The following is a 25,522-nucleotide window of genomic DNA, read 5'->3' as shown; positions in this document are numbered from 1 at the left end:
ATGACGACCGCAACCATGTTCACGCCGTCCCTGATCGGCCCCGCCATCGGCGACGCGTTCAAGAAGCTGAACCCCCGCGACCTGGTGAAGAATCCCGTGCTCTTCACCACCGCCGTGGTGGCGCTGCTGCTCACCGTGCTGCTGTTTATCGGCGGCACCAGCCTGACCCTGGGCTTCCAGATCCAGCTGATCGCCTGGCTCTGGCTCACCGTCCTGTTCGGCACCTTCGCCGAGGCGCTGGCGGAGGGCAGGGGCCGTGCCCAGGCCGCCTCGCTGCGCGCCACCAAGTCCGAGCTCACCGCGAAGCTCCCGAACGGCAAGACCGTCCCGGCCTCGCAGCTCAAGAAGGGCGACATCGTCCTCGTCCATACCGGTGACCTGATCCCGGCGGACGGCGAGGTGATCGAAGGCGTCGCGTCGGTCAATGAAAGCGCGATCACCGGCGAAAGCGCGCCGGTGATCCGCGAGGCGGGCGGCGACCGCTCGGCCGTGACCGCCGGCACCCGGGTGATCTCGGACCAGATCAAGGTCCGCGTCACCCAGGAGCCGGGCCAGGGCTTCCTCGACCGGATGATCGCGCTGGTCGAGGGTGCCGAGCGCCAGAAGACCCCGAACGAGATCGCGCTGACGATCCTGCTCGTCGGCCTGACGATCATCTTCCTGATCGCCGTCTCGACCATTCCGGGCTTCGCGTCCTACGCTGGTGGCCAGGTGCCGGTGGCGATCCTGGCGGCGCTGCTGATCACGCTGATCCCGACCACGATCGCGGCCCTGCTCTCGGCGATCGGCATCGCCGGCATGGACCGTCTCGTCCGCTTCAACGTGCTCGCCAAGTCGGGCCGCGCGGTGGAAGCAGCCGGCGATATCGACGTGCTGCTGCTCGACAAGACCGGCACGATCACCATCGGCGACCGCGCAGCCAGCGAGTTCCGTCCGCTGGGTGGCATCTCGACCGACGAGCTGGCGCGTGCTGCCTTGCTCGCCAGCCTGGCCGACGAAACGCCCGAGGGCCGCTCGGTCGTCACGCTTGCCCAGGGCAAGTACGCCGTCCAGACCAAGGCATTGCCCGAAGGCGCCGAGATCATCCCGTTCACCGCGCAGACCCGTATCTCGGGTGTCCGCATGGGCGAGAACCTGATCCAGAAGGGCGCGGTCGACGCGATCCTGCGGGCGCATCCGGGGCTGGGCGACACGGCGGTCGCCGGCGACATGCGCCGCGTCTCGGAAGAGATCGCCCGGCAGGGCCAGACCCCGCTCGCGGTGGCCGAGGATGGCCGTCTGCTCGGCGTGATCGCGCTCAAGGACGTGGTGAAGGCCGGCGTGCGCGAGCGGTTCGGCGAGTTGCGCCGGATGGGGATCCGCACGGTGATGATCACCGGCGACAACCCGCTCACCGCCGCCGCAATCGCAGCCGAGGCTGGCGTCGACGATTTCCTCGCGGAAGCGACGCCGGAGGACAAGCTCGCGCTGATCCGCAAGGAACAGCAGGGTGGCCGCCTGGTCGCGATGTGCGGCGACGGCACCAACGACGCCCCGGCGCTTGCGCAGTCCGACGTCGGCGTGGCGATGAACACCGGCACCCAGGCCGCGCGCGAGGCGGGCAACATGGTCGATCTCGACAGCGATCCGACCAAGCTCATCGAGATCGTCGGCCTCGGCAAGCAGCTGCTGATGACGCGCGGCGCACTGACCACCTTCTCGGTGGCCAACGATATCGCGAAGTATTTCGCGATCATCCCGGCGATGTTCATCGCGCTCTACCCGTCGCTCGGCGTGCTCAACGTGATGCAGCTCGCCAGCCCGCAAAGTGCGATCCTCTCGGCGATCATCTTCAACGCGCTGATCATCCCGTGCCTCGTCCCCCTGGCGCTGAAGGGCGTGAAGTATCGCCCGATCGGCGCGGGCCCGCTGCTCGCCCGCAACCTGGCGATCTACGGCCTGGGCGGCGTGCTGGCTCCGTTCGTGGGCATCAAGCTGATCGATCTGGTGATCACGGGTCTCCACCTCGCCTGATCAAACTCGCCCCTCCCCTTCAGGGGAGGGGATGGGGGTGGGGCAGGTGTCTCACCGAGACCGAAGCTCGCGGACAGGCCCCACCCCAACCCCTCCCCTGAAGGGGAGGGGCTTTGAAGGAAGAAACCAATGCTCAAGGATTTCACCACCGCGCTCCGTCCGGCACTTGTGCTGACGCTGCTCTTCGCCGCCCTGCTCGGCATCGCCTATCCGGCGGCGCTCACCGGGATCGGCCAAGTCGCCTTCCCGCATCAGGCCAATGGCAGCCTGATCGAGGAAAATGGCCAGGTCCGCGGCTCCGAGCTGCTCGGCCAGAACTTCGCCAGCCCCGGCTATTTCCACGGCCGCCTCTCGGCCGCCGGCGCCAATGGCAATGATCCGACCGCCTCGGCCGGCTCGAACCTCGGCCCGGCGTCGCAGACCCTTTCCGATCGCGTGGCGAAGGACATCGCCGCGACCCGCACCACACCAGGAAACTCGGTTCCCGCCGATCTGGTGACCACCTCCGCCTCGGGGCTCGACCCTGAAATCAGCCCCGAGGCGGCCTTTTACCAGGTCGATCGCGTCGCCAAGGCGCGCGGCCTGAGCGTGGAGAAGGTGCGTGCTATCGTGAATGGCCATGTCGAGCAGCCACTGCTCGGCTTTCTGGGCGAGCCGCGCGTCAATGTGCTGGCGCTCAATCGCGACCTCGACAAGCGGGTGGCCTCGGGCGCAAAAGCGGCCGAGTGAGCGCGGAAGACAATCGACCCGATCCTGATGCCCTTCTGCGCGCCGCCGCGCAGGAGGGCGTTGGCCGTCTGAAGGTGTTCCTCGGCGCGGCGCCGGGGGTCGGCAAGACCTATGAGATGCTCACCGAGGCCGCGGCGCGGCGCAAGGCGGGCGTGGACGTCGTCATCGGCGTGGTCGAGACGCATGGCCGCGCCGAGACCGAGGCGCTGGTCCATGGCCTCGAGATCGTGCCGCGCCGGCCGGTCGAATATCATGGCCGCAGCATTGCCGAGATGGATATCGACGCGATCCTCGCCCGCGCGCCGCAGCTGGTGCTGGTCGACGAGCTCGCCCACACCAATGCGGCCGGCAGCCGGCACGACAAGCGCTACCAGGATGTCGAGGAGCTGCTCGCCGCCGGGATCGACGTCTTCTCGACGGTCAACATCCAGCATCTGGAAAGCCTGAACGACGTCGTCGCCAGCTTCACCAAGGTGCGGGTGCGCGAAACCGTTCCGGATCGTGTGCTCGAAGCGGCGGATATCGAGATCGTCGATCTCCCGCCCGACGAGCTGATCGAGCGGCTTCGCGAGGGCAAGGTCTATGTGCCCGAGGAAGCGACCCGCGCGCTCGGCCACTTCTTTTCCAAGTCGAACCTCACCGCATTGCGCGAACTCGCGCTGCGCCGCGCCGCCCAGGCGGTCGATGCGCAGATGCTCGACTATCTGCGGACCCATGCGCTGGCAGGCACCTGGGCGGCGAGCGAGCGGCTGGTAGTGGCGGTAAGCGAGCTGCCCGGCTCGGCCGAGCTGGTCCGCGCCGCCAAGCGCATCGCCGATGGCCTGCGCGCGCCCTGGACCGCGGTGCATATCGAGACGCCGCGCACCGCCCGGCTGAGCGATGCCCAGAATGCCCAGGTTGCCGCCTCGCTTCATCTCGCCAGCCAGCTGGGCGGGCAGGTGGCGACGGTGCCGGCGGAATCGGTGATCGAGGGGCTCAAGCGCTTCACCACCGAAGCCCGCGCCACCCAGCTGATTGTCGGCAAGTCGGTGCGCTCGCGCTGGTTCGAGCTGCGCCACGGCTCGGTGGTCGATCGGCTGGTGCGCGAGACGCAGGGCGTCGCGGTCCATGTCCTGCCGATGGCGGCCGAGCCGCGCGCGGTGCCGGTGCGCCCGGCAATCGATCTCGGTACGCGGGAAGCCTATGTGGTGTCGCTGGGCCTCACGGCGTTGGTCACCTTTGGCGGCGCGCTGTTCCCGCAAGAGGCTATCACCAATATCGGGCTGCTCTACCTGCTGCCAGTGATGGTCGCCGCGACGCGCTATGGGGTCTGGCCCGGCGTGATCACCGGGCTGGTCTCCTCGCTCGCCTATAATTTCTTCTTCATCCCGCCGACCCACACTTTCACCATCCAGGATCCGCGCAACATCCTGACCGTGCTGGTGCTGCTCGGCGTGGCGGTGGTCTCCAGCCAGCTTGCCGCCCGCGTCCGTGTTCAGGCGGACCTTGCACGGCGCAGCGCCGCGCAGAACAGTTCGCTCGCTGGTTTCGCCCGGATGCTTACCGGCCTGAGTACCCGCGAGGAGCTGGGCGCGGTGCTCTGCTCCGAAGTCTCTCGCCTGTTCGGCGCCCATACAGTGCTGCTGCTGCCGGAGGGCGGCAGGCTGGAGCTGGCCGCCGCGCACCCTGCCGATCCGGGGCTGGAAACGCTCGAACTGGCTGCCGCGCAATGGGCCTATGACCAGAACCAGCCCGCCGGGCGCGGCTCGGACACGCTCACCGCGTCCGAATGGCTGTTCAATCCGCTGGCCACAGGCGACCGTGTCCTCGGCGTGTTCGGGCTCGCCAATCCCGATGCGACAGCACCGCTGCGTTCGGACCAGCTGCCGCTGTTGCTCAGCCTGATCGACCAGGCCGCGCTGGCGCTGGAACGCGTCTCGCTGGAAACCGAGATGGCGACGATCACCCAGCTCAAGGAGCGGGACCGGCTGCGCGCCGCCTTGCTCTCCTCGGTCAGCCATGACCTGCGCACCCCGCTCACCACGATCCTCGGCATGCTCGGCGAGATGCAGCCGGCGAGCGACCTGCAAGGCGAACAGCTCTCCGCAGCCCGGTCCGAGGCGGAGCGGCTCAACCGCTTCGTCGCCAATCTGCTCGACATGGTCCGGATCGAATCCGGCGCGCTTCGCCAGTCGATCGAGCCGGTCGACCTGGCCGAAGCGGCTGCGGCGGCGGTGCATGATCTGCGCCGCGTGCTGGAGGATCATCCGATCCGGCTCGACGTGCCCCCCGAGCTGCCGTTCGTCTCGGTCGATCCGCAGCTGTTCCACCATTGCCTGATCAACCTGATCGAGAATGCCGGCAAATATGGCGATCCCGGCTCGCCGATCCTGATCGCCGCGCGTCGCCAGCCGGGCAGCATGACCTTGAGCGTCACCGATGAGGGCCCCGGCCTGCCGCCCGGCGACGAGGCGCGGATCTTCGAGACCTTCACCCGGATCGAGGGTTCGGACCGCAAGGGCGGGACTGGTTTGGGTCTCGCCATCGTCAAGGGCTTTGCCGAGGCGATGGGTCTGTCCGTTTTCGCCGCCAATCGTCCCGATGGCGGCGGCGCGGTGTTCACGATCCGCTTTCCCGAAACCCTGTTGCGCAAAGGAAGCGCCGGCGAATGAGCCAGCAGCCCAAGATCCTCGTGGTGGACGACGAACCCGCCATTCGCCGGTTGCTCAGCGCCGGGCTGACCCGGGTCGGTTACCGCGTGGTCGAGGCGGCGAACGCGCGCGAGGCGCTGGCTGCGGTGCAGATCGACAAGCCCGAGGCGGTGCTGCTCGACCTGGGGCTCCCGGATCGCGACGGGCTGGAACTGGTACCGTTGCTCAAGGCGGCGGGTGCATCGGTGCTCGTCGTCTCGGCGCGGGATGCGACCGAGCAGAAGGTCACCGCGCTCGACCTGGGTGCCGACGATTACGTCACCAAGCCCTTCGATACCGAAGAAGTGCTGGCCCGCATCCGCACCGCGCTGCGCCACCGCCTCTCCGCCGAGGCCGAGATGCCGGTGGTCCGCTTCGGCACGGTCGAGGTCGATCTCGGTGCCCGGCTGGTCCGCAAGGGCGGGGAGGAGGTCCATCTGACCCCGAAGGAGTTCGGCTTCCTCGCCGAACTGGCCAAGCATCCCGGCCGGGTGGTGACGCATAGCCAGCTTCTCCGCACCGTCTGGGGGCCGGGGCATGAGAATGACGTGGAATATCTGCGGGTTGCAGCGCGGGGTGTGCGGCGCAAGCTGGAGGAGGATCCGGCGGTGCCTTCGGCGATCCGCAACGAGCCTGGGGTGGGCTATCGCCTGATGGCGTGAGCGGTGCTGCGGGCTGGGGCGGATCGACAAGGTGCCTGTGCAGCCGCCGCCAGCCGGTGGCCGGCGTACCGGTGAGCTGGTGGAAGCGGTGTGCTCGTCCTGGACCTAGAGATTAGCGCGCCGACTTCGCCCGCCGCCTGACCGTGCTGGTGACGGAAGCTGTCCTAATAGCGGGCAGTGAAGGCCACGCTCCATTTCTCCTCGCGCGCGAGCAGGTCCTCCCGCTTGCCTTTCACATAGCTGAGGTCGAGGCCGAAATAATTGTTCGTGTCGAAGCTCAGGGAGAGCACGGAACGGAATTGTGACAGGTCCCGGGGATAGCCCGACAACGCGTGCATATAGGTTTCGGTGACGGTCAGATCGATCGGGAAGCGGAAATTGTCGTGGCTGATCGCGAAACCGAACTGGGTGCCGATGCGGCTGAAATCCTGCGCCTGAAGATCGGGTCGATCACCCTGCTTCGTGAAGGTGCCGTTGTTGAAGCGGATGTCGAAGATCGGGCGATAGGAGAAGAAATATTCCCGGCTGGGGATGATACGCCGATAAGCATTGAGACCGACCGGGAGCCCGAAGATCTCGCTCGCAACCGGCATATAGCGAAGATTGACGCTGGCGATCTGGGCGTGATTGACATCGTCGAAGAGCAGCTCCGGGCGCATCTCCATGACGTGCATCAGGGACCAGCCGGCTTTGTCGCCGGAGCCGAAACTGGAACTCTGGCGTCCGATCAGAACGGCCCCAAGGCGCCAGTCCTTGGAAGTGACTTTCCGGGCCTGGCCCGTCACGCGCGACAAGTCGTGGTTGATCCCGGCATAGGGAATCAACTCGAGATTGGCATAGGCGGGCGGATGGGGGCGCGGATCGTCGGCGGGTGCCACCGGCGCGCCTTCGATCAAGGGAAAGGCCCATCCCAGCACGCCGACCAGCTTGACGGATTTCTTGCTGGCGATCCCGTCATCGGTGAAACTCACATTCACCTTCTCGGCAGCCTTGAAGTCGGGCTGCCCGCGCAGGAACATCAGGGAATCGGTGTTGCCGCGAAGCTTCAACGGAAGATTGAACTCCGGCGGCGGCGGCGCACTGCCGGCGATCTCGATCGGCCTGCCCGGCGAACGCTCGACACATTCCACGACGATTGAGGGGTCGCTGTAGAATTCTGCAATCTTGGCGTGTCGCGGATTGGAGAAGCTGCCGCTCTTATCGCCCAGGATATCCGAAATCTGGAATTGCGCCGCAATCAGCTTGTCGCTGCCGTCGAAGTTGCAGTCGGTGATCGCGTTGCACAGGAGTATGCGGACGGCGAGCGAGGGGCGGGCCGAAGGCGGGGCCGTGGTTCCGCGTGGGAGGGCTGCCGCGAGGACGGCTTCTTCCGCGGTGGCCTGGGCCTGCGCCCATTGCCCGAATTGCCAGCCGATGCCCTTGTCCTTGAGGACGAAGAGCGCGAGCTTTTCGCGGTCCAGCACCTGGCGCTGGGTGACCGGGTCCAGGATGCAGACATCCTTGTGCAGCGGATTCGCCGCATAGGCCTGGCTTGCGAGTGCCAGCGAAGCGGCGGCCGATGCCGAAAGCCGGGCGCGCCTCACGGCTTGGCCAGCTTGAAGATGCGAACCTGGAAGGCCGATAAGGTCTCTTTGATCGCCGCGGCGACCGGGATGGCATTGGGATCGAAGCTGTATTGGCTCGTGGCGCTCAGTGCCTGGGCCACCTCCACGAAATAGAGTGGAAGCGTGTTCACGTCCTTGCGATAGGTCGTGCCGAGCACGCCGGCAGGATTATGTGGCGAAGGGCCAAAGCCATTTTCGAGTGGCAGGTTTGTCGCTCTCCGCACGGCTTCCAGCTTCTCGAAATAGTCGAAGCCCACCTTGGCCAGCATGATATTGGCCTTGTGTGTTTCGCCGCCATGCGCGCGCTCGAGCTTCTTCAGCGCGCGCCGGTTCGATATGTGGATCCCGGCCATGATGGTCCCCCCTTTTCGGAGAACGAGGCGATGGGCTGACGTCTCCCCCACGTCACGCGATCCCCGTCCTCCCGCCATGGTAATCGAGTGTATAATTTCGGTCGAGACAGTCTCCGCGTAATAATTGATCCGATTCTGCGGTTATTCAATTTACACCGGATGATTTATTAGCGGATCGCTATATTTCATCATGTGAAGATTTGAGGGTATATTATTATTTTGTATAATTTTTAGGATGGCTGCTGTGGGTGCTCGAGTTACTGCTCGAGCACTCCATGCACACGTCATCCCGGTGTCACGGACAAGTGCATCGATTGGACGTCACCGTCGGCACGGCCGTGGCCAGGTCCGAGGACGACAGGTCGAAGGTGCAGTCGTTGAGGCGGGACATGATCCGGTAGGGGCCGACCTTGCCGTCGCTCACCGTCAATGGATCGCCCGTGCGCGCGCGCAGGCGCAGATCGTTATATTGGCCTTCGTTCGGGACCTCGATCACGACGAAGCTGAGCGGATAGGCCGAGCCATTATAGACCCCGAAGCGAACGTCACCCGCCTGACCGCGCACTCCGCCACCACTCTGCGCCCAGGCTGCTTCCCCGGCGTCGATCGCAACCACCCAATAGCCGTAGCTTCCCGAGGTGCCGCTGCCGGATACGCGGCCGGAAAAGATGAAGTTGCCGAAGCCCTGCACCTGGCCATAGGCCCTGGTCGAGAGGCAGACATGCTTTGGGTAATCCTGCTCCGCCGCCACCGGGGCGGGAGCGCAGAGTGCGAGCGCAAACGGGACCAGGGCCAACCTCATCACAATGTCTCCTGCTAGTCGATCTGAACCCATACGCCGCCATTGGCGGCGACCTTGAAATCGGTGGCCTGGTGCTTGCCCGGGAGCGGCGATCGAGGCGTGCACGCCTCAATGGATTGCTGTGGGACGCAGCTGCGGGCTGTCAGGCCTGTGGTCGAGAAAGTCTGGCGCCCTTCTTTCGCGCGCTGGACTTCGGCGAGGCTGTCGAATGCGGCCAGCGCGCGCATGTCGCTGTCATACTGGGACGCGCGCATCTTGTCGCCGACGAGGACCCAGATCGTGCCCGCTGCCGCCAGTTGGCTTGGCTCTGGGGGCGGCGACGCCGCGGCCGTAGGTTGCTCCGTGCCGAGTATCCGGCCGACACCAGGGAAGAATTTCTGCGTCAGGCTGAGCTCCCCGGCGGGCGGTTGCGAAGCGCGCGCGACGCTGGGGGTGCTCCTCTTTGACGCCGCGTCGGCGGGGCGGGGTTGCGCCTTGTCGTCGACCGCCATGCCCGACGCGCTTGGCGTGGGCGTGGGAGGCGGCGTTTCGGCGGGCGCGGGGGGCTGACCCGGCGGGGTTCCGGCTTTGGAGCCCATATATTTGGTGCCGTACAGATTGATCGTGATCGTGCAGCCCGACAGCAGGAGGCAGATGAGGAAGATCTGAACCGGATTGCGGGCCACCAGATGCCCGCTCGCATCGATGGAAGGCGTGCCTGCTGCCCGTCTTGCGCGGCTGTCCCAGCTAAGAAACCAGAGCGTGAAGAGGATGAAGAGCACGATGGCTGCTCCCAGGAGCGGTTGCTCCTCCTTCGGGTTGTTCATGTAGATGCCGGCCGCGCCCGCGAGCAACGCGATCGAGGCGTATGCGAACCCCGCTACCGGGCATTTGCGGGCCTGTTCGGCGGAGAAGAGCTCGCTCATCCTCAGAAGCTCTTGGAGAGGCCGGCGCTAATGCCGCGATAGTCCTTTCCGAAGCGGTACTGCACGTGAACCGCGAGCATATCGGGATTGTCGAAGGCGGGGTTCTTCTGCGGTCGCCATTGCACCCTGACCGCGCCGATATCGCGCACCGCATAGTTGCGGTTGAAGATATGCTCGTAGCCGACGAAGTAATTCAGCTTGCTGCCAAAGGGATCGTGGTCGAGGAACTGGTCGAGCGACACGCCGGCATTCGCGTCGAAGAAGCCTTCGTTGAGATAGGCCGGCACATTGGCCATGGGGGTGCGCTTGTCGATGTAGCTGCCGGTCACGTGGATCGTGGCCGCCCCGAGCGGGAAGAGCGGGAACTTGCTGTCGCCGGTCAGATCCTGGATCGTGTAGATCAGGCTCGTCTCCGCGATCTTGGCCGCGCGCTTGCCGCGACGATGTTGAACGGGGCCGCCCGAAGCCCCCGAGGGAATGTCGAAATCTTCCCATCCGGCATAGCCGGACAGTCGAATGCCAAATGTGGATACGCGGGACGTGGCATCCTCATCCGGCGCCTTGGCATAATAGAATATTCCGCCGCCGATCCTGCCGGCAGTCGTAATGGCGCCCTCGACATCGACTCTGTCGAATATCCCCGCAGCCTGGAGCTGGATAGGAGCCTTTTTCAGGCATTGCCGTATTTCGGTGATGAATGAAGTGCTTGAACTGTTCAGTTCACCGAGGCGCGCAAAGCTCTGCTCCGCGGCAGCTGTAAGCACGGGTTTTGCGCGCTTGTTGCAAAGTGGATTCACATAGCGGGCAAAGGTCGGGTGACCTTCGACTGCTCTCTGAATTGCTTCGGTATTTCCATTTTTCTGGGCCGCAGCCGTGATAGGTAAAGTACAAGAAATCAGTGAAACTGCAATTATTGCTCGCACGGCATCCCCCCGAATGCACTGGCTGTTGCATCAATTGTCTTCGAAGTTGCGCAGATTCGTCAAGGGTGGCGGGAGTATTTATTGGGTAGAATTCACAGTGGGTTATGATTTTACAATCAATCCAAAACGGATGATTTGCGGTTTGTCTCGGGGGCGTCGTTTCCAAGGCGCGCGGCACGGCCGGGGCCGGCCGTCAGCCGGTTGCAAGGCAAGTTGCGGCTCGATCGAAAGACAGCTCTGCCCCGAACGATCAAGGGGCGGTGGTGCCGAGTACAGGGATCGAACCCGTGACCTTCGGTTTACAAAACCGCTGCTCTACCAGCTGAGCTAACCCGGCGACGGGCCTGCCCTTGATCGGCTTCGGGCGGCCGGTCAAGGCCGAACTAGGCCGGGCCGACCGGTGCCGGGCGGCTGACGATCCACAGCGCGCAGGCCGCCATGCCCAGCGCCACGCCCAGCGCGAGGGGGAGATGGGGGCGGACGGTGAGCCAGAAGACGCCGTAGCCGAAGGCGATGCCGGCGCAGGCGGCGATCTTGCCCTTGCGCGGGATCGCGCCCTGTTCGCGCCACTGGCGGATCGGCGGGCCGACCCTGGGATGGTCGAGCAGCCAGGCCTCCAGCCGCTCGGATCCGCGGGCGAAGCAGCCGGCGGCGAGGATCAGGAAGATCGTGGTCGGCATCACCGGCAGCAGCGCGCCGATCACCCCGAGCGCGACGAAGAAACAGCCCAGCGCGACCCAGAACAGGCGCACCGCGCGGCTGGCGAGGCGCGGCTCAGGCGGGATGGCGATCGACCCGGGCGGGGGCGGCGGCGGTCATGATTTCTCCCTGGTACCGGCGGGGTTTGTGCCAGCGGCCCTGGCGGGGATCAATGGTGCGCGGCATGGCGCTCGGCCATGTAGCGGCCGGGCGAGGTGCCCAGCGCCTTGCGGAACATGGTGACGAAGCTCGGCACGCTCTCATAGCCAAGATCGCCCGCAACCTGTTGAATCGAGGCGCCGGCAGCGAGCCACTTCACCGCGAGCATGACGCCCAGCTGCTGGCGCCAGCGGCTGAAGCTCATGCCCGTCTCGCGCAGGATCAGCCGGGCGAGGGTGCGCTCGCTCAGGCCGGCACGGCGGGCCCAGGCGTCGATCGTGCCGCGATCCGCAGGCGCCGCGATCATCAGGTCCGCGACCCGCCGCAGCCGGGCGTCGGCTGGCATCGGCAGGTGCAGGTCCTCGACCCGGGCCGAGGCGATCTCGTCGACCAGCACAGCGATCAGCCGGGTATTGGCGCCGGTCTCCTCATAGAGCTCGGGCAGGGTGGCGGCGCGGGCCATCAGCTCGCGGAGCAGGGGCGTGGCGGCGAGGGCGCAGCAGCCCTGCGGGAGCCCGGCATCGACCTCGGGCGAGACAAAGGCGTTATAGCCCTCCAGCGCCCCCGAGGCCTTGATCGAATGGAGGGCGCCGCCCGGGATCCAGATGGCGCTGCGAGGCGGGACGATCCAGAGGCCACCCTCGACCTCGCAGCTAAGGGCACCCCTTTGGGCGAGGATGATCTGGCCCTTTTCGTGCCGGTGGAGGTCCAGCTCGAAGCTGCCGAAGTCGTCGGTGATGAAGCCATAGGTGACCACCGGACGCGGCACCGCGTCTGGATCCTCCATATCCGTTTTGTCACCAAGGTTACGCATTATCGGCATGCGGGGCTCCGGCGAGATTGGCTGAATCGAATAATATTCTGTCCATACTTCGCAGTGACGCCATAAGTCCAACCGATTATTCCAAGCGAACCAGCCAGTTGCGGCGGGAAAGTTGACGGACTGGACGCTCTGGACGCCGATGTTCGCACGCGGCGCCGGAACCGCTCGGCGGTGACCCCGCTCCGGCGCTGTAACCCGCTGACGAGGCTATGAAATTCGTGATCCCGCGGCCTGCGCGAGCAACGGGGGATGGAACGCTCCGATCAAGAGATGAGGACGTCGTGATGCTGCCGATGGAATCCCCCGAACGCCCCGGCACCAAGGCCCCCGGCCGGATCAGCCAGGCGCTGATCCGCCTGCTGATGAAGCGTGCAACCATCACCGCCAGCGAGCGTCTGGGCGAGGGCTTCGCGCTGATCACCCTCGAAGGACCGGCGCTCAAGGGCGTGGCCTGGACCGCGGGACAGAAGATCCAGATCGCGATGGGATCGGCCTTCACCGCGCGCACCTATACGCCGATCGAATGGAACGCCGAAACGGGACGCGTCTGCATCCTGGGATACATGCACGGCGAGGGGCCGGGCAGCGCCTGGGTGCGCGACGCCGCGCCGGGCGACAGCTGCGACATCTTCGGGCCGCGTGCCTCGCTCGACACCGGTCGGCTGACCGGTCCGCTGGCACTGTTCGGCGACGAGACGTCGATCGGGCTCGGCTATGCGCTCGCCTGGCAGGATCCCGCGCGGCCCGTCGCGAGCTATTTCGAGGTCGGCGATGTCGAGGCGAGCTGCCGGGTGGCCGAGCAGCTGGGGCTGGAGCGCATCTCGCTGTTCGCACGGTCGCCGGACGACGAACATCTCGCTGACATGGAAGCGCGGCTGGAAGCGCTGGCGGCCAGCGGCGCGAGCTTCGCGCTGACCGGCAAGGCGGGGACGATCCAGCGGTTGCGCCAGGCGCTCAAGCGGCTGGGCGTGCCGGCGGCGCGGATCGCGACCAAGGCCTATTGGGCACCGGGCAAGGCCGGGCTCGACTGAGATCGGAGGAAAGTGCGGGAGCGCCCGGAGGGGGGATGGGCGCTCCCGCGGCTTCCAAAGGGGGCGGAAGCTTGGGTGCGGCCAGCGCCGTCGGGGGGCGTTCGGCGATGACCTGCCCCGCCGATATGCACCCCCGCACGGGTGACCGCCATACTACCTTAGTTGGGGGTAACGGCATCGCTTTGGCGGTGGGCGATCCCATGCCCGCGCGCTAGGAAACGGCAATGCTCCTCTCGCTTCCCCGCATCGCCACCGCGCCCTTCTGCCCCGCCGAAGTGCAGGGGAGCGTCGCGGTGCCCGCCGGGCTGCCGGGCTGGCGCAAGCTGCTGCGCACGGCCGGGCCGGGGCTGCTCGTCGCGGTCGGCTATATGGACCCGGGCAACTGGGCGACCGATATCGAGGCGGGATCGCGCTACGGTTACGATCTGCTGTTCGTCGTGCTGCTGTGCGGCGTCGCGGCGATGCTGCTGCAATGGCTGGCGATGCGGCTGGGCCTGGTCGCCCGGCGCGACCTCGCCCAGATGGCGCGCGAGCGCTACAGCCTGGCGACGACGCGGACGCTGTGGCTGCTCGCCGAGCTGGCGATCATCGCCACCGATGTCGCCGAAGTGCTGGGTTCGGCGCTGGCCTTCAACCTGCTGCTCGGCGTGCCGCTCTGGCTGGGCGTGCTGCTGACCGGGCTCGACACGGTGATCGTGCTGGGGCTGAAGGGGCAGGGCTTCCGCCAGCTCGAGGCGATCGTGCTCGGGCTGATCTCGACGATCGCGATCTGCTTCGCGGTGCAGCTGGCGATCGTCGGGCCGAGCTTCGAGGGGCTGCTGCATGGCGCGGTGCCCAAGGCCGCGATCTTCGCCGATCCGCATGCGCTCTATCTCGCGGTCGGTATCCTCGGCGCGACGGTGATGCCGCATAACCTCTATCTGCACAGCTCGGTGGTGCAGACGCGGGTGACCGGCGCCAGCGTGCCGGCGACGCGCGAGGCGATCCGCTTCGCGACGATCGACATTGTGGTGGCGCTGTTCCTGGCGACCTTGGTGAACGGCGCGATCCTGGCGCTGTCTGCGGCCACCTTCCACGCCAATGGCTATACCGGGGTGGCGGAGATCGACGATGCCTATCGGCTGCTCGAGCCGCTGACCGGCGCGGCGGCCGCCGCCCTGCTGTTCGGCATCGCGCTGTTCGCATCGGGGCAGAGCGCGACCTTTACCGGCACGATCGCCGGGCAGGTGATCCTGGAGGGGTTCCTGAACCTGAGCATCCCGTGCTGGCTGCGCCGGATCATCACGCGCGGGCTGGCGCTGATCCCGGCGCTGATCGGCGTGGTGTGGATGGGCGAGGGCGGCGTGGGCAAGCTGCTGGTGCTGACCCAGGTGGTGCTCTCGCTCCAGCTGCCCTTCGCGATCTGGCCGCTGATCCGCTTCACCAGCGACCGGACGGTGATGGGCGAGTTCGCCAACGGGCTGGTGGTGAAGGTGATTGCGTGGGGGCTGTTCGGGCTGATCGCCGGGGCGAATCTTTGGCTGATCTGGCGGTGGTTTGGGTAGGGCCATTCTACCGTCGTCATCCCCGCGCAGGCGGGGATCCAGAGCCAAGAGCAGATCGCGTGCGGCTGGCTTTCGCGGTTCCGGTTAGCGTTTGCTCTATTGCATCGACTTCCCGAACTACCCTGGATCCCCGCCTGCGCGGGGATGACGATGATAGTCAGAAACTCCCGCTGATCTTGAAGGTGAAGATCGGGCCGATCAGCTGGTTGTTCGACTGGCGGAAGACCAGCGGATTGGTGGTGCGGCGGCCGGCATAGACCTCGCGGTCGTAATAGTGCCGCGCGCTGAAGATGTTGCCGACCGTGGCGCGGACCGTCAGGCCCAGCACGTTCTTGTGCTCGGCGAAGACGTTGACGAACCACGGCCCCTCATTCTCCTGGTTCACCTCGGTCAGGTAGTAATAGGGCGAATAGTGATAGAAGCTGGCGTCGACGCCCCAGGCGAGGGCGCTCTTCGGGATGTCGTGGCGGAAGTTGAGCTCCGCCCAGCGATCCTGGGTGCCGCTGATCGTACGCATCTGGCCGGTGAGCGGATCGCGGACGCGGGCGCGCTCGATGCCGACGGTCGCGTCGAGCTTGGCGCCTGGCAGGCCGAGCGGGGCGAACTGGATCGTGCTGGTGCTGACCAGCCCCATCCGGGTGGCGCGGGGCAGGTTGCCGACGCCTTCGTCGTCCGCGCCGATCGGGACGATATCGATGATGTCGTCGATCCGGTGATAATAGGCGCGCAGCCGAGTCTTGCCCGCCGCGCCCAGCGTGCGGCCGACTTCCATCTCCGCTTCCCAGCTTTGCGGCGGGACGAGATCGGGATTGCCGGCATTCTGGCGCTCGGACTTGAGATTGGGCTGGGCGAGGAAATCATAGAAGCTGATCTGGCCGACGCGGCGGCGGACCTTGAGGCTGAGGTCCCAGGCGGCATCGGGTTTCCAGCCGAGGGTTACGCTGCCCTTGGGCCGGAAGAAGCGCCGTGCGGGCAGGTCGCCATCGACGCGTTCCAGCACGCTGGTCTCGCCGCCGCCGGCAACCTGCAGGCTGAGCTTGGCACCGAGCGCCCGGCTATAGGTGACCATCCCCTCATGCCGGACCTCGCGGACGATCCCGCTGCCGCCGGGGAAGGGGACGGGGACGAAATCGCCCTGGGGGTTCAGCGTGGCGAGCGCGCCGCGCTGATCGAGCCCGTTGACCGCGCGCTCGAGCGAGACCTGCCAGTCGGCCTTGCCCATCTTCCAGCCATATTCGGCGCGGGCGATCGTCTCGGTGATGTGCGAGTTGCGGGTGAAGCGGGTGCCCTGGTCGGGCGCGCCGCTGGCGAAACTGTCGATCTGGGTGGAGATCACCGGCTCATGATCGAAATGGCGCAGGCCGATGATCTTGAAGCGGCCCGGCCCGAGCGCGAACTCGTAATCGGCGTTGACGTCGTAGAACCAGCCATTGAGCCGCTGGCGGCGCAGGCGAGTGCCGTCGTTGCCGTCGGCGCGGAAGCGCTGCTCGAAGTCGTAGACCGGGTTCCAATAGGGCGAATAGCCGAGGACGAGATTGCCCTTGGAGGTGCCCGGCCCGTCGATCGCCAGGCGGAGCTTGGCGGTGACCGTGTCCGATTCCTGGTGGAAGACTTCCTCGCGCCGCTCGATCAGCGAACCGTCGGCGGCGTAGAACAGCTCGGGCCCGCCGATGGCGCCGCGGCCGGCCTGGTCCTCGAGCGACAGGGTGTAATCGACCGCGCCGGTCTTGCCGGTGTAGCTGATATTGCCGCGGAACAGGTTGGGGCGCGAATAATGGGCGCGGAAATCGGGCTTCCACTCGAACTGGCCGCCGGCCTTGCGCGCATTCTTGAGGATGATGTTGGCGACCTGGCCCGAGAGGCCGGCGATGCCGAGCGTGGAGGCATCGACGATCTCGATCCGCTCGACATTGCCGGCGGCGATGCGCTGGAGCTCGGCGATCGCGCCGCCGGTCTTGTTGGCGATGCGGGTGCCGTTGATCAGGACATTCTCCGATGCCTGGCCAAGGCCGCGCTCCTGGTCCGCGCTGCGGATGGTGAAGCCGGGGAGCTGGACCAGCATGTCATAGGCGGTACGCGGGGCGAAGCGGGCGAAGTCCTCCGGCGTGAAGGATTGCTTGGCGGCCGCCGTGCCGGTTGCAGGCGGCACGGCGGTCTGGGCCTTTACCGCGCCCGAGGGCAGGAGCGCGGTGCCGGCAAGGAGAAGGGCTGCGAGACGCATACTGGCGCTTTCCCTGGCGATCAGTGCTTGAGCACGCGGATCTGGACGAGCTGCTCGGGCGTGGGATCGGTGATGCCGATCTTGCGCGCGTGGCGGACATCCTCGGCGGTGACGCCGACGGCCTTGAGCTCGACGAGGCGCTCGGCGGGCAGGTCCGGATAGCCGATCGCGGCGAGCTCGCGGACATAGGCGGGAGTGACGTTCAGCGCCTTGAGCTGGGTGACGTCATCGGCCGACAGGTTGCGGAGACCCGCTCCGGCCATCTCGGCGAGATATTCGGGCGAGACGTCGAGCGCCTTGAGCTGGATCAGCTCGTCGGCCTTGAGCTTGCCGAGCCCGGCGCGGAGCATGCGGCCGGCATAATCGGCATCGATCTTGAGCGCGGCGAAGGCGGTGAGGTCGTCGAGATTGTCCGGGCGGAAGCCCTGGCGGGCGAGATCGGCGATATAGGCGGAGGTGACCTGCAGCGCGGAGAGCGCGGTCAGCTCGTCGATCGTCGGCTTGGGATAGTCGGCCTTGGCCAGCGCCTCGACCAGTTCCTTGTTGGCGCCGACCAAAGTGAGATCGAGCGATTCCTGGAAGCTTGGCCGGCCGATGCCGCGCTGGGCGAGATAGCCGGCGAATGCGGCATCGGGGGTGAAGCTGCAGCTGCCGGTGGCGACCTTGCGCTCGGTGGCGCCGGTGCAGTCGAGGCGGCCGGGTTCACGCGCGATGGCGAAGCGGAGGGGGCCGTTTCCCTCCAGCGCCTGGGTGTCGAGGCCGATCTGGTTGCCCGAGACGCTGGTGTTCATGTTGTGGCGCTCGCCCATGGTCAGGCTGAGCTGGAAATGGCCGCGGCCTGCCTCGAGCTGGAGCTTGAAGCCGATCGGGGTGGAGGCGGTGACCGGATCGCGGGCGCGATCGCCGGCGATGGCGGTGGTGGCGAGCAGGGCAAGCGAAGCGAAGGCAATGATCGTGCGGCGCATGACATTTCTCCTGGGTGAAGAAGGCAAGCCGGGGGCGTTCACCCCGGGACGGGGTGTCAGCGCTTCGGCGGGTTGGGGGTGGTGGTCTTAGTTGTCGGGATCCGGGGCGGGCCGGGGATCCGGATGGGGACGCGGGCCGCGGCGGAGCGTCTTGCTCAGGGCGAGCGAGTCCATGTCGACGCTGGTGCCGGCGGCGCGCAGGCGGCGGACATCGTCGGCGGTGACGCCCATGCCGGCCAGGGCGATATAGTCGTCGATGTCGCCGTGATAGCCGGCCGCGATGATGCTGCGGACATAGGCGGGGTTCACGCCGACGGCGCGGGCACCCATCACATCGTCGTACGAGCGGATGCGCAGGCCGGTGGAGAGCAGCGCGCGGATATATTCCGGGGTGACGCCGAGGGCGCGCATGCCGTTGGCATCGTCGAGGCTGACCGGGCCGAGCTGGGGCGCGGCCTGGCGGAGCTCGGCGATATAGTCGCCGGTCACGCCCAGCGCCTTGGCGCCGATGATCGTGTCGAGCTCGTTGTGCTTGCGGTCGTCGCGCGCCTCGCGGTGGTCCTGCGGTGCGGCCGGGGTGGCGGCGGCGAGCGGGGCGGCGGGCGAGGCCGGCTCGATGGCTGCCGGGCGGGCGGCGACGCTGGGGGGCGCCGGGGTGGCGGGGGGCGTGGCGGCGGTGGTGTCGTCCCGACGCTCGGTGGCGTCGACGGTGAGCGCGGCGAGCGGGGCGGCCATCACCAGCATGCCGGCGCCGAAGCCCGCGATCCACGAGCCCTGGGCGCGGCCGCGCGGCAGGGTCGCGTCGAGCACGCGGCCGACACGGCGCTTGAGGCTGCCCTTGCCGGGGGCGACGCCGTGCGCGCCGATCAGCAGGCCGCGGGCTTCGTGCCGGGCGACGCGGACGAGCAGCTGGGCATAGTCGGGCGCATCGATATTGGCGGCGAGCACCGCGTCGTCGGCGGCTTCCTCGCGCAGCTGGTGCGCTTCGCGGGCCAGGCGCCAGGCGAGCGGGTTGAACCAGTGGATCGCGGTGGCGATGCGGGCGAGCATCAGCTTGGCCCAGTCGAGCGCGGAGACGTGCGCCAGCTCATGCGCGATGATCGCCTCGGCCTCGTCGGTCGCCGCCAGCGCATCGGCGCTGAGCAGGATGGTCGGGCGGGCGAGGCCCCAGGAGATCGGCGAGGGCAGGGCGTCGCTGACCAGCAGCGCGGTGCCGCTCTTCATCCCCATGCGACGCTGGGCATGGGCGAGCGCGCTCAGCCACACCGGATCGACGAGCACTTCGGCACCGGCGCGCAGGCGCACGAGGCGGAGAAGGGCGATAATGGTTAGCATTAGCAGCGCGACAACCGGCAGCGCATAGGCGAAGCGCTCCCAGCCCTGGGGCAGGGTGAAGCTGGGCTGCTCGGATGCGGTGCTGGCCTGGGGCGCAGCCGCGACGGTGGTTTCGCGGGGCGTGACCGGCTGGGGCACGACGTTCGTGGCGGCGGGTGCCTCGAACCGGCTCTGCAGCACCTCCGGCAGCGGCAGGCTGAGCGAGGGCAGCATGAAGGTCGCGACCGGCAGGATCACCAGCCCGGCCAGGCCGAGATGCGCGATCAGCGAGCGCTCGGCGGCGGAGCGGCTGCGGGTGAGGCGGAGCAGGAGCAGGGTGATGCCGGCGATCACCAGCGACTTGAGCACAAGGCCGAGCAATGCGGTCATCGATCAGGCTCCCTTCTTGGCGCGGGCGGCGGCGATCATCGCCTCCAGCTCGTCCAGGTCGTTGTCGTCGAGCTTCTCGCTCATGCCGAGCAGCGCGCTGGCGGCATGGGTGGTCGAGCCGTTGAAGAAGGTGCGCACGACATGGCCGAGCGCGTTCACGCTCGCCTTGTTTTCCGCGATGGTCGGCGAGAACAGGAAGCCGCGGTCGCTATGCTCGCGCTGGACGGCGCCCTTCTGCTCGAGCCGGGTCAGCATCGCGCGGACCGCCGAGGCCGACAGCTTGTCGGGCAGGGCGTCGCAGACATCGGACACGGCCATCGCGCCACGCTCATAGAGCAGGTCGACGATCTGGCGTTCGCGGGGCGGCAGGTTGTTCAGCATGACGAATCTCTCTACGCTACATTTGTAGTTCTAAGCTACAATTGTAGCGCATGCAAGCGCCATCTGAATCCTAGGCTAGCCGGTGCTCCCCGACGCGACGGACAGGGCCGCAAGATCGGCCGAAATCGCGTGTTCCCAGGCCAGTGCGCCCTGTGCATGGGCAAGGGCCAGCGCGTCCTCCAGCAATGCCCGACCCGCATCGGTGCCGGACGTGCAACGCGCCGCAATGCCGGCCTTGAGGCGTAGCAGCTCGGGGAGGGAGACGCGCTCGCCATTGGCGGTGCAGCGGGCGATCGTCGCGTCGATCAGTTCCAGCGCCTCGGGGTAACGCGCCTCGAGGACCAGCCCGCGCGCCAGCGCGATCGAGAAGGTTGTGGTCAGCAGGTCGTAGCGTGCGGCGCGCAGGCGGGAGAGGCTGTCGCGCAATATGTCCAGCGCCTCGCCGGTCTGGCTTCGCCGGATCGCCAGCTCACCCCGGAAACCGGCTGCCGCGGCGACATAGGGGCCGAGTGCATTGTTCTCGGCGCACTCATTGAACGCGGCCAGATCGGCCTCCGCAGCCGCGAGGTCTTCCATCCAGAGATGGACCGATAGCGACCAGATCAGCGCGATGCAGTGGGTGACCGCGTGGTTGAGCCGGGTGGCTTCGTCCACCGCCTGGCGGGCGAGGCGGTTGGCGCCATCGGTATCGCCGACGAGCCACAGGGTGCGCGCCAGCGCGATGATCGAGCGGTTGCGGTGATCGAAGCCGTAATGGATCGTCCGGCTGCGGATCGAGGGCGGGCTCTGCCGGATCGACAATTCCAGCGCCGGCCGTGCGCGTGTCTGGTCGCCATGGAGATGGTGCGAGATGCCGGCGAGCGAATAGGCGACGCCGATCGCCTCGGGCGCGCCGATCGCTTCGGCCACTTCCACCGCGCGCTCGGCCTGGCGCATGGCGATGTCATATTCGCCGATCCGCTCATGGAAGATGTGGAGCCGGCCGAGCAGGCGCAGCTGGTTCCAGCGATCGTCGAGCGCGGTGGCGATCTCCAGCGCACGGACAAGCGCATGGCCTGCCGCTTCGCTGTTGCCGCGGGTGAACATCAGCGTGATGCCGAGCGCGGCCTGGAGCTCGAGCTCGGTCGCGGTGCCGCGCTGGCCATCTTCGATCTCCGCGAGCGCCCGGGCGGTCCAGGTGCGGCATTCGATCATGTGCGACAGGTTGAGGAAGACGGGCGCGCTGGCGGCGGCAAGGCGGAAGGCGATCCGGGCATCGCCGTCCTGGCCGAAGCTCCAGTCGAGCGCGCTGCGGATGTTGCCGAGCTGCATGCGCAGCGGACGGGTGTCCTGCAGCACATCCTCGTCCTGCTCCGCCACCGCCTCGAGCTCCGCGAGGAAGAAGGCGGCGTGGCGCCGCGCCGCCGCGGCATAGAGCGGCAGCCCGCGGGCACGCAGCTTTTCCCGGGCATGGGCACGGGTCATCTCGAGCAGGCGATAGGTATCGGTGCGGCGCGAGCGATCGGGCGCGACCAGCGACTTGGAGACCAGCTCGTCGAGTGCGACGGCGACGGCGTCCGACCCGATTTCCGCATCGGCGGCGACCGCCAGTGCGGCATCGATCGAGAAGGGGCCGACGAATACCGACAGCCGCTCGAGTACGATGCGCTCGGCTTCGGAGAGCAGGTCGTAGCTCCAGTCGAGCGTGGCCTGCAGCGTCTGCTGGCGCGGCTGGGCGGTGCGGCGGCCGGACCAGCCCAGGCTGAACCGCTCGCCGAGCTGGCGTGCGGTGGCGGCCAGGCCGTGGGTGGCGACGCGGACGGCGGCCAGCTCGATCGGCAGGGCCATGCCATCGAGGCGCTGGCAGAGCTCGGCGATCAGCCGGGCGGCTTCGTCATCGATGACGAGCGTGCTGTCGGCCGCGCCGGCGCGCTCGCAGAACAGCTCGACCGCGGGGAAGGCGAGGAGTTCGGCGCGGCTGAGCCCATCGATCTCCTCGGGATAGGCGAGGGCGTCGAGGCGCAGCACATGCTCGCCGCGTACGCGCAGCGGCTCGCGCGAGGTCGCGAGCACGCGCGCGCCGGGCGCTTCCTCGACGATCCGCTCCACGATCTCCGCGATCTGGATGATGACGTGCTCGCAATTGTCGAGCAGCAGGAGGAAGGGGCGGTCGCGGATATGGGCGAGGATCACCGCCAGCGGATCGCCGCTCTGCGCCGAAAGGCCCATCGCACCCGAGATCATCGAGGCAACGACGGTGGGATTCTCCAGCATGCTGAAGTCGACGAACGCCACGCGCTCATCGAATGCCGGTGCCAGCTGGTGGCCGATCTCGATCGCCAGCGACGTCTTGCCGACGCCCGCCGGTCCGACGATGCTGAAGACCGGCGTGTCGACCGCGCGCGTTTCCAGAAAGGCGAGATCGCGCTCGCGGCCGATCAGATGGGGAAGGCGGGCGGGCAGGTTGAGCACCGTGCCGGGGCGGGGCGCCTCGACAGCGGGTTCCGGCGCCTGGGTGCCGGCGATGCCCTGGCGCTCCACCGGCGCGACAAAGGCATAGCCGACGCCAACCTGGGTGGCGATGTAGCGTGCGCCATCGACGCCGTCGCCGAGCAGCTTGCGCAGCCCGGCCATGTGGAAGCGGAGGCTCCCGTCCTCGACCACGACATCGGACCAGACGCGCTTGAGCAGCTCACGCTTGGACAGGACGCGGCCCGGCTGCTCGGTGAGCACCACCAGCAGGTCGAAGGAGCGACCGCCGATCTCGACCGGCGCGCCGTCGCGCGTCAGCAGCCTTGCGCCTGGCGAAAGCGCGAAGGGGCCGAAGCAGATGCGTTCGCCAAGCTGTTGATCCACGTCCGCCACGTTCTGCCATTACCCCTCTATGGTCGAGCGTTCCATGCCGCGCGGGTGGGCGCACCTCAATCCTACCTAAGTACTATTCTTTGGGTTCAGTCGGTTGGGCGGGGTTCCTTTCGGCATGCCCTTCTTTCGTCATCCCCGCGAAGGCGGGGATCAAGGTGTGAGGGATACGGGTCGAGGACAGGTCGACATTCAACAATCCTCCCCCGGAGGGGGAGGGGGACCAGCGAAGCTGGTGGAGGGGGCTTGCCACGGGCGGGTCGCTCGTGGCGTTCCCTCTCCACCACCGCCTTCGGCGGCGGTCCCCCTCTCCCTCCGGGAGAGGATTTTGAAGTCCAAGCCCGTAATCGATGAATGCCGATCCCTTCTAATCCTTCGGGAAATCGGTGGAGATGCTGAGCGTGCGCCAGCGCTCCAGCTCCTCCAGCCGCGCCCGGTCGCCGCGCTCGATCGCGCCGACCGCGTCGCTGCCGAGCGGCAGGCGGAGCGGCGGCGCATCCGAGCGGACCACTTCCAGGATCGCGCGGGCGCCGCGATGCGGGTCGCCCGGCTGCTTGCCGTTATAGGCCGCCTGCATGCGGGCGGCATTGCCGACCACCGCGTCATAGTCGGCGCGGCCGGCTTCCAGCGTGGTGGAGGAACCGGCGAAATCGGTGCGGAAGCCGCCCGGCTCGACGATCGTCACCCGCACGCCGACCAGCTTCATTTCCTGGGCGAGCACTTCGGAGAAGCCCTCGACGCCCCATTTCGCCGCCGAATAGGCCGCGCGGCCCGGCGCGCCGAGCCGGCCGCCGACCGAGGAGAATTGGACGATATGGCCGCTGCGCCGGGTGCGCATGTGCGGGATCACCGCCTTGGTCATGATGATCGTGCCGAACAGGTTGGTCGCGATCTGACGGCGAAAGCTGTGGAGCGAGGTATCCTCGACCGAGCCGATATCGCCATAGCCGGCATTGTTGACCAGCACGTCGAGCGCACCGAACTGGGCGATCGCCTCGGCCACCGCGGCGCTGGCATCTTCCTCGCAGGTCACGTCGAGCGGCGCAGTGGCGAGGCCGCCGGGGCGGCCGTCGCCCAGCCCGGCGAGCTGTTCGGGGTCGCGGGCGGTGGCGAGCAGATTGTCGCCGCTGTCGAGAATGGCTTCGCACAGCGCGCGGCCGAACCCGCGCGAGCTGCCGGTCACCAGCCAGGTGCGTGGCATGTGTGGATACTCCCTCAGCCGAAGGTGAAGACATAGGCGCGCGCGCCGGGGCGGGCGAACTCGATCGTGACGGTGCGATCGGTGATCGTGCCGGACTGGCGGATCAGCTGGTAGAGTCGGTCCTCCCGGACCTCGCCCCAGCCGTTCGCATCGACATCGACGCCGTGGCTCGCTCCCGGTGCCTTGCCGTCGAGCGTTACCCGGAAGCGGACCGGCTGGCCGTCCTGCGCGCCGCCGAGCACCAGATGCGCGTCGCGGGCGTGGAAGCGGAAGCGGATCGTGCCGGGGCCGTTCTCCAGCGCGGCATATTCGCCGCCGACATTCCAGCTTCCAGCCAGGTCCCACTGGTTGAGCGACAGGGACGCGGCGGAGGCATAGCCGTACGGCCTGTCGTTGCGCAGGCCGCCGGGCGAGACGAAGTTCTGGGCCTTGTCATAGCCGATATAGGCTTCGGGCGAGGCGAGATCGGCCCAGTCGGCCTGGGCCTCGACCCCGCTGGCCGGGACCGGGGCCACCGGCACATCCGCGACATTCTGCCCGGCTTCGGTCAGCAGCTTGCGGATCAGCCGCTCGCCTTCGCCATAGCCGCCTTCGCCCAGCCGGTAGCCGCGGATCTTGCCCTTGGCGTCGATGAAATAGATGCCGGGCCAGCCCTGGTTGGCGTAGTCGCGCCATACCGCATAGGCATTGTCCTGGAGGTTCGGCCAGGCGACGTGGAGCTGCTCGGTGGCGAGGCGCACCTTGGTGGGGTCCTTCTCGAAGCCGAATTCGGGCGCGTGGACGCCGACCACTTCGAGGCCCTTGGCGCCATAGCGCTCCTGCCACGCGCGCAGATAGGGCAGGGCGCGCAGCGAGTTGATGCAGGAATAGGTCCAGAAATTGACCACTACTACCTTGCCGCGCAGCGCCTTGGGGCCGCCGGGCATCGGGGTGAGCCAGGGAGCGGCGCCCTGCAGCACGCCGACGGGCTGTGAGGTTGCGCCGAAGGGCGCGGAGACGATCAGCTCGGCGCCCTGGGCCGGCGCATGCACCAGCCCGAGCGCGTCGCCGAAGCAGATCGCGGTGGTGGCGCCGGCCGCGACGATCGCGGCGACGGCGAAGCCTAGGGAGCGTTTATAGGTCATTGGGTGCCTGCCTCATTTTGCGGGTCATCACCGATCTAGGCGCCTGGCGCGGGAATGCCCGTTAGCGTTCGCCCGCCGCGCGTTAGTTGCTGCAAGCAGCGCCTAACAGCGCATCACTCCAGTTAACGGGCGCCGTGCCGCCATTCCCCTAAATCTGGGTTCAACCAGA

The 25,522-nt window shown here is 67.5% G+C and carries 20 protein-coding genes and 1 tRNA gene; 6 read left to right on the top strand and 15 right to left on the bottom strand.

Annotated elements, in window-relative coordinates:
• The 4 genes from kdpB to HNP52_RS13825 all read left to right on the top strand — a co-directional run bounded on the left by kdpB (position 1) and on the right by HNP52_RS13825 (position 6,073).
• Positions 1 to 2,013, top strand: a complete 2,013-nt coding sequence (gene kdpB / locus HNP52_RS13840; RefSeq protein ID WP_184168015.1) for a potassium-transporting ATPase subunit KdpB — start codon at positions 1 to 3, stop codon at positions 2,011 to 2,013.
• A gap of 129 nt (positions 2,014 to 2,142) precedes the next feature.
• Positions 2,143 to 2,742: a potassium-transporting ATPase subunit KdpC gene (kdpC, locus tag HNP52_RS13835; protein WP_184168013.1), complete on the top strand. Its 600-nt coding sequence runs from the start codon at positions 2,143 to 2,145 to the stop codon at positions 2,740 to 2,742.
• A complete protein-coding gene (locus HNP52_RS13830) occupies positions 2,739 to 5,393 on the top strand; it encodes a sensor histidine kinase KdpD (RefSeq protein WP_184168011.1) in 2,655 nt (884 codons plus the stop codon). Before kdpC ends, HNP52_RS13830 begins: the two co-directional genes overlap by 4 nt.
• The gene (locus HNP52_RS13825) at positions 5,390 to 6,073 is read left to right on the top strand and encodes a response regulator (protein ID WP_184168009.1); all 684 of its coding nucleotides are present in this window, start codon (positions 5,390 to 5,392) and stop codon (positions 6,071 to 6,073) included. Before HNP52_RS13830 ends, HNP52_RS13825 begins: the two co-directional genes overlap by 4 nt.
• Positions 6,074 to 6,237: 164 nt before the next feature.
• Here HNP52_RS13825 and HNP52_RS13820 read toward each other — a convergent pair whose 3' ends face one another.
• From HNP52_RS13820 to HNP52_RS13785, 8 genes are all read right to left on the bottom strand, one after another.
• Entirely contained in the window at positions 6,238 to 7,656 is a 1,419-nt protein-coding gene (locus tag HNP52_RS13820) for a hypothetical protein (RefSeq protein ID WP_184168007.1), read from the bottom strand.
• Positions 7,653 to 8,030: a hypothetical protein gene (locus HNP52_RS13815; RefSeq protein ID WP_184168005.1), complete on the bottom strand. Its 378-nt coding sequence runs from the start codon at positions 8,028 to 8,030 to the stop codon at positions 7,653 to 7,655. The genes HNP52_RS13820 and HNP52_RS13815 overlap by 4 nt, the downstream gene beginning before the upstream one ends.
• A 295-nt stretch (positions 8,031 to 8,325) precedes the next feature.
• Entirely contained in the window at positions 8,326 to 8,832 is a 507-nt protein-coding gene (locus tag HNP52_RS13810) for a hypothetical protein (protein ID WP_184168003.1), read from the bottom strand.
• Between the two features lie 14 nt (positions 8,833 to 8,846).
• Positions 8,847 to 9,737, bottom strand: coding sequence for a hypothetical protein (locus tag HNP52_RS13805; protein WP_184168001.1), 891 nt, complete (start codon positions 9,735 to 9,737; stop codon positions 8,847 to 8,849).
• A gap of 2 nt (positions 9,738 to 9,739) precedes the next feature.
• Positions 9,740 to 10,660, bottom strand: a complete 921-nt coding sequence (locus tag HNP52_RS13800; protein WP_184167999.1) for a hypothetical protein — start codon at positions 10,658 to 10,660, stop codon at positions 9,740 to 9,742.
• A gap of 261 nt (positions 10,661 to 10,921) precedes the next feature.
• Positions 10,922 to 10,997: transfer RNA gene (locus tag HNP52_RS13795), tRNA-Thr, on the bottom strand.
• A 46-nt stretch (positions 10,998 to 11,043) separates the two neighbouring features.
• Complete coding sequence (locus tag HNP52_RS13790; RefSeq protein ID WP_311768469.1) at positions 11,044 to 11,412, bottom strand: YbaN family protein; 369 nt, start codon at positions 11,410 to 11,412, stop codon at positions 11,044 to 11,046.
• 116 nt (positions 11,413 to 11,528) lie between these two features.
• Positions 11,529 to 12,305: a helix-turn-helix domain-containing protein gene (locus tag HNP52_RS13785; RefSeq protein ID WP_221416278.1), complete on the bottom strand. Its 777-nt coding sequence runs from the start codon at positions 12,303 to 12,305 to the stop codon at positions 11,529 to 11,531.
• A gap of 320 nt (positions 12,306 to 12,625) precedes the next feature.
• On the opposite strand from HNP52_RS13785, the gene HNP52_RS13780 reads away from it, so the two are divergent.
• Complete coding sequence (locus HNP52_RS13780; RefSeq protein ID WP_221416276.1) at positions 12,626 to 13,372, top strand: siderophore-interacting protein; 747 nt, start codon at positions 12,626 to 12,628, stop codon at positions 13,370 to 13,372.
• Between the two features lie 224 nt (positions 13,373 to 13,596).
• Complete coding sequence (locus HNP52_RS13775) at positions 13,597 to 14,916, top strand: Nramp family divalent metal transporter (RefSeq protein ID WP_184167995.1); 1,320 nt, start codon at positions 13,597 to 13,599, stop codon at positions 14,914 to 14,916.
• Positions 14,917 to 15,073: 157 nt separating this feature from the next.
• Here HNP52_RS13775 and HNP52_RS13770 read toward each other — a convergent pair whose 3' ends face one another.
• The 7 genes from HNP52_RS13770 to HNP52_RS13740 form a co-directional block, all read right to left on the bottom strand.
• Positions 15,074 to 17,137: a TonB-dependent receptor plug domain-containing protein gene (locus HNP52_RS13770; protein ID WP_184167993.1), complete on the bottom strand. Its 2,064-nt coding sequence runs from the start codon at positions 17,135 to 17,137 to the stop codon at positions 15,074 to 15,076.
• Between the two features lie 20 nt (positions 17,138 to 17,157).
• Entirely contained in the window at positions 17,158 to 18,102 is a 945-nt protein-coding gene (locus HNP52_RS13765) for a hypothetical protein (protein WP_184167990.1), read from the bottom strand.
• An 87-nt stretch (positions 18,103 to 18,189) separates the two neighbouring features.
• The gene (locus HNP52_RS13760; protein WP_184167988.1) at positions 18,190 to 19,806 is read right to left on the bottom strand and encodes a M56 family metallopeptidase; all 1,617 of its coding nucleotides are present in this window, start codon (positions 19,804 to 19,806) and stop codon (positions 18,190 to 18,192) included.
• 3 nt (positions 19,807 to 19,809) lie between these two features.
• Positions 19,810 to 20,187 (bottom strand): BlaI/MecI/CopY family transcriptional regulator, encoded by a 378-nt coding sequence (locus HNP52_RS13755; RefSeq protein ID WP_184167986.1) that lies wholly within the window; start codon positions 20,185 to 20,187, stop codon positions 19,810 to 19,812.
• Between the two features lie 75 nt (positions 20,188 to 20,262).
• The gene (locus HNP52_RS13750) at positions 20,263 to 23,022 is read right to left on the bottom strand and encodes a winged helix-turn-helix domain-containing protein (protein WP_311768468.1); all 2,760 of its coding nucleotides are present in this window, start codon (positions 23,020 to 23,022) and stop codon (positions 20,263 to 20,265) included.
• A gap of 373 nt (positions 23,023 to 23,395) precedes the next feature.
• Positions 23,396 to 24,229 carry an oxidoreductase gene (locus HNP52_RS13745; protein WP_184167982.1) on the bottom strand — a complete coding sequence of 278 codons (834 nt, stop codon included), beginning with the start codon at positions 24,227 to 24,229 and terminating at the stop codon, positions 23,396 to 23,398.
• A 14-nt stretch (positions 24,230 to 24,243) separates the two neighbouring features.
• Positions 24,244 to 25,353, bottom strand: a complete 1,110-nt coding sequence (locus HNP52_RS13740) for a redoxin domain-containing protein (protein WP_184167980.1) — start codon at positions 25,351 to 25,353, stop codon at positions 24,244 to 24,246.
• Between the last annotated feature and the right edge of the window lie 169 nt (positions 25,354 to 25,522).

Origin of the sequence: Sphingomonas kyeonggiensis (assembly GCF_014204495.1) — a bacterium.
Taxonomy (GTDB): domain Bacteria; phylum Pseudomonadota; class Alphaproteobacteria; order Sphingomonadales; family Sphingomonadaceae; genus Sphingomonas; species Sphingomonas kyeonggiensis_A.
The sequence above is the reverse complement of the archived record's forward strand: the minus strand, read 5'-3'. Positions and strand labels throughout refer to the sequence as shown.

Excerpts from the sequence above, each read along its gene's own strand:
- HNP52_RS13825 (WP_184168009.1), top strand. The coding sequence starts at position 5,390 with ATGAGCCAGCAGCCCAAGATCCTCGTGGTGGACGACGAACCCGCCATT.
- HNP52_RS13805 (WP_184168001.1), bottom strand. The coding sequence starts at position 9,737 with ATGAGCGAGCTCTTCTCCGCCGAACAGGCCCGCAAATGCCCGGTAGCG.
- kdpB (WP_184168015.1), top strand. The coding sequence starts at position 1 with ATGACGACCGCAACCATGTTCACGCCGTCCCTGATCGGCCCCGCCATC.
- HNP52_RS13815 (WP_184168005.1), bottom strand. The coding sequence starts at position 8,030 with ATGGCCGGGATCCACATATCGAACCGGCGCGCGCTGAAGAAGCTCGAG.
- HNP52_RS13780 (WP_221416276.1), top strand. The coding sequence starts at position 12,626 with ATGCTGCCGATGGAATCCCCCGAACGCCCCGGCACCAAGGCCCCCGGC.
- HNP52_RS13740 (WP_184167980.1), bottom strand. The coding sequence starts at position 25,353 with ATGACCTATAAACGCTCCCTAGGCTTCGCCGTCGCCGCGATCGTCGCG.
- HNP52_RS13785 (WP_221416278.1), bottom strand. The coding sequence starts at position 12,305 with ATGGAGGATCCAGACGCGGTGCCGCGTCCGGTGGTCACCTATGGCTTC.
- HNP52_RS13810 (WP_184168003.1), bottom strand. The coding sequence starts at position 8,832 with ATGAGGTTGGCCCTGGTCCCGTTTGCGCTCGCACTCTGCGCTCCCGCC.
- HNP52_RS13775 (WP_184167995.1), top strand. The coding sequence starts at position 13,597 with ATGCTCCTCTCGCTTCCCCGCATCGCCACCGCGCCCTTCTGCCCCGCC.
- HNP52_RS13765 (WP_184167990.1), bottom strand. The coding sequence starts at position 18,102 with ATGCGCCGCACGATCATTGCCTTCGCTTCGCTTGCCCTGCTCGCCACC.
- HNP52_RS13760 (WP_184167988.1), bottom strand. The coding sequence starts at position 19,806 with ATGACCGCATTGCTCGGCCTTGTGCTCAAGTCGCTGGTGATCGCCGGC.
- kdpC (WP_184168013.1), top strand. The coding sequence starts at position 2,143 with ATGCTCAAGGATTTCACCACCGCGCTCCGTCCGGCACTTGTGCTGACG.
- HNP52_RS13755 (WP_184167986.1), bottom strand. The coding sequence starts at position 20,187 with ATGCTGAACAACCTGCCGCCCCGCGAACGCCAGATCGTCGACCTGCTC.
- HNP52_RS13745 (WP_184167982.1), bottom strand. The coding sequence starts at position 24,229 with ATGCCACGCACCTGGCTGGTGACCGGCAGCTCGCGCGGGTTCGGCCGC.
- HNP52_RS13770 (WP_184167993.1), bottom strand. The coding sequence starts at position 17,137 with ATGCGTCTCGCAGCCCTTCTCCTTGCCGGCACCGCGCTCCTGCCCTCG.